This is a genomic window from Biostraticola tofi, assembly GCF_004343195.1.
GTDB classification, from domain to species: domain Bacteria; phylum Pseudomonadota; class Gammaproteobacteria; order Enterobacterales; family Enterobacteriaceae; genus Biostraticola; species Biostraticola tofi.
In genome coordinates this window covers 1-1,733 of record NZ_SMCR01000029.1, presented here as the reverse complement: position 1 = coordinate 1,733, position 1,733 = coordinate 1, and the positions used below count along the sequence as shown (strand labels likewise).

1 rRNA gene is annotated in these 1,733 nt (G+C 52.3%); it reads left to right on the top strand.

The features are described from left to right. Positions 1–139: 139 nt before the first annotated feature. Positions 140–1,682: ribosomal RNA gene (locus EDC52_RS19760) — 16S ribosomal RNA — on the top strand. The last annotated feature ends 51 nt before the right edge of the window (positions 1,683–1,733 follow it).

Below are 1,733 nucleotides of genomic sequence, written 5' to 3'. Positions count from 1 at the left end.
GCTCTTTAACAATTTATCAGACAATCTGTGTGGGCACTCACAAGACGATATCAGATGTAAAAAATATCAAGTCTTGAAGAGTGAACAAACAGTAATTCATATGAATGACAGTTTTTAATTCTTTCGAGCATCAAGCTTTTAATTGAAGAGTTTGATCATGGCTCAGATTGAACGCTGGCGGCAGGCCTAACACATGCAAGTCGAGCGGCAGCGGAAAGTAGCTTGCTACTTTGCCGGCGAGCGGCGGACGGGTGAGTAATGTCTGGGGATCTGCCTGATGGCGGGGGATAACTACTGGAAACGGTAGCTAATACCGCATAACGTCGCAAGACCAAAGTGGGGGACCTTCGGGCCTCACGCCATCAGATGAACCCAGATGGGATTAGCTAGTAGGTGGGGTAATGGCTCACCTAGGCGACGATCCCTAGCTGGTCTGAGAGGATGACCAGCCACACTGGAACTGAGACACGGTCCAGACTCCTACGGGAGGCAGCAGTGGGGAATATTGCACAATGGGGGAAACCCTGATGCAGCCATGCCGCGTGTGTGAAGAAGGCCTTCGGGTTGTAAAGCACTTTCAGCGAGGAGGAAGGCGATAGCGTTAATAGCGCTGTCGATTGACGTTACTCGCAGAAGAAGCACCGGCTAACTCCGTGCCAGCAGCCGCGGTAATACGGAGGGTGCAAGCGTTAATCGGAATTACTGGGCGTAAAGCGTACGCAGGCGGTCTGTTAAGTCAGATGTGAAATCCCCGGGCTTAACCTGGGAACTGCATTTGAAACTGGCAGGCTAGAGTCTTGTAGAGGGGGGTAGAATTCCAGGTGTAGCGGTGAAATGCGTAGAGATCTGGAGGAATACCGGTGGCGAAGGCGGCCCCCTGGACAAAGACTGACGCTCAGGTACGAAAGCGTGGGGAGCAAACAGGATTAGATACCCTGGTAGTCCACGCTGTAAACGATGTCGATTTGAAGGTTGTGGCCTTGAGCCGTGGCTTTCGGAGCTAACGCGTTAAATCGACCGCCTGGGGAGTACGGCCGCAAGGTTAAAACTCAAATGAATTGACGGGGGCCCGCACAAGCGGTGGAGCATGTGGTTTAATTCGATGCAACGCGAAGAACCTTACCTACTCTTGACATCCAGAGAATCGGGCAGAGATGCCTGAGTGCCTTCGGGAACTCTGAGACAGGTGCTGCATGGCTGTCGTCAGCTCGTGTTGTGAAATGTTGGGTTAAGTCCCGCAACGAGCGCAACCCTTATCCTTTGTTGCCAGCACGTAATGGTGGGAACTCAAAGGAGACTGCCGGTGATAAACCGGAGGAAGGTGGGGATGACGTCAAGTCATCATGGCCCTTACGAGTAGGGCTACACACGTGCTACAATGGCGCATACAAAGAGAAGCGATCTCGCGAGAGTCAGCGGACCTCATAAAGTGCGTCGTAGTCCGGATTGGAGTCTGCAACTCGACTCCATGAAGTCGGAATCGCTAGTAATCGTGGATCAGAATGCCACGGTGAATACGTTCCCGGGCCTTGTACACACCGCCCGTCACACCATGGGAGTGGGTTGCAAAAGAAGTAGGTAGCTTAACCTTCGGGAGGGCGCTTACCACTTTGTGATTCATGACTGGGGTGAAGTCGTAACAAGGTAACCGTAGGGGAACCTGCGGTTGGATCACCTCCTTACCACAACGATACGCATTGTGACGTGTCCACACAGATTGTCTGATAACTGTA